This window comes from Pseudomonas sp., assembly GCF_049645325.1.
GTDB lineage: Bacteria > Pseudomonadota > Gammaproteobacteria > Pseudomonadales > Pseudomonadaceae > Aquipseudomonas.
Window position 1 is genome coordinate 1 of the sequence record NZ_JBARTQ010000705.1, and the last position, 1,649, is coordinate 1,649.

The 1,649-nt window shown below is 56.6% G+C and carries 1 protein-coding gene and 1 tRNA gene; one reads left to right on the forward strand and one right to left on the reverse strand.

Features of this window, described 5'->3' with window-relative positions; translation table 11 throughout:
- Nucleotides 1-145: 145 nt before the first annotated feature.
- Nucleotides 146-219 (reverse strand) — tRNA-Ile (locus tag WBB95_RS30040).
- A 330-nt stretch (nt 220-549) separates the two neighbouring features.
- On the opposite strand from WBB95_RS30040, the gene WBB95_RS30045 reads away from it, so the two are divergent.
- On the forward strand, nt 550-1,649 hold a 1,100-nt coding region (locus tag WBB95_RS30045; protein WP_424490892.1), incomplete at its 3' end, for a hypothetical protein.

The following is a 1,649-nucleotide window of genomic DNA, read 5'->3' on the forward strand; positions in this document are numbered from 1 at the left end:
GGCTCGAACCGCCAACCCCCGCGTTGCAAACGCGGTGCTCTCCCAATTGAGCTACGTCCCCGGTGGCAGGCTGGAGACGGGAGGCTGTAGGCCAGAGAAGTCGAATCACTTCCTCGCCTACAGCCTCCGGCCTCCGGCCTGCAAATGGGCGTACCAAGACTCGAACTTGGGACCTCATCCTTATCAGGGATGCGCTCTAACCAACTGAGCTATACGCCCGAGACTCCTTGGCCTGTTCTGGTTCGCTATCCTGTTGCCCATTCGCAGGTTGCAGTAGATCGCCTATTTTAGAAAGCCCCTCTGAGGTGTCAAACCGATCTATGCCCCAGGTCGGCAAAACGGTACAACCTCACCGCATTTCGCTCCGCTTATCGGGCCACTATCCGCCCGTATGCTTGCGCCTTGCAATTTCTCGGCAATTTAGTGCCAGCGTCTGTCATCAATACTCTCAAGGAAGTGAGTTGAACCATGACATGGGTGTCCGTTTCTGCTTGTCGTAATACTTCTACTGCCTGCCCGTCTTTGCGAACGTTCATTATCGGATCGTTGTTGAGCCTGTTCGCCGGCTCCTTGACCAACGCGGCACCGCCAACGGCACAATCAGCGCTTCAGCTGGTGCCCACCCAGCGTGGGGTACCCTACGATCGACCGACGGCAGACGACGCGAATCGATGCCGTGTGGAGACTATCCAGGCATCCTCCTCGGCGGGCTGGATTGTTCAGGATCCAAATGGCAAAGTGCTGAGACGATTCGTCGACAGCAACAAGGACAACATCGTCGATCAATGGTGTTACTTTCAGGACGGTGTTGAAACCTATCGCGACATCGATTCGGACTTCGATCGTAAGGCTGACCAGTATCGTTGGCTGAATACCGGCGGCAGTCGCTGGGGCATGGATACCGACGAGGACGGCAGCATCGACCACTGGAAATCAATTTCCGCTCAGGAAGTCAGTTACGAAATCGTCAACGCAATAGTGACCCGCGATGCCGATCGTTTTGAGCGTCTGCTGTTGAACTCAAGCGAACTAGAGCAACTAGGTCTGGGCGACGAGAAAGCAAAGGCCTTGCAGACGAAATTGAGCAATGCCAAGGGAGCCTTCCACAGCCTCGTTACCAGTAAATCAACGATCAGCGACGAGACCAAGTGGGTTCACTTTTCGGCTTCCCAGCCAGGCCTTGTCCCGGCGGGAACCGAGGGAATGCAACGTGATCTGACGGTGTACGAAAATGTCGTCGCCATGGTGGAAACCGCGGGCAAGGCGGACGTCGTCCAAATTGGCACGCTGGTGCGCGTTGGTGACGTGTGGCGAGTGATCGATGCCCCCTCCATCCCCTCGCCGGGTGGTACCTCCACCGTCGGCAATTTCTTTTTCAAAAACCAACAACTTGCCGACAATTCTGCAGCTGCCGAGCAGTCGGATGTGGTGAGCGATGAAATGCAGAAACGGCTGAGCGAGTTGGAAACATTCCAGCGTACGCCGCCGCCCAGCGAACCGGAAGCGCGCGCCGCCTATTACGATAAACTGGCGAATCTACTGGAACGATTGGTCGTGATCGCGCCCGACCGACAACAGCAGACGTCGTGGCTGAAGCAGCTGGCGGACAACGTTGGGGCCGCTGTCCAGACAGGTGACTTTCCCCAAGG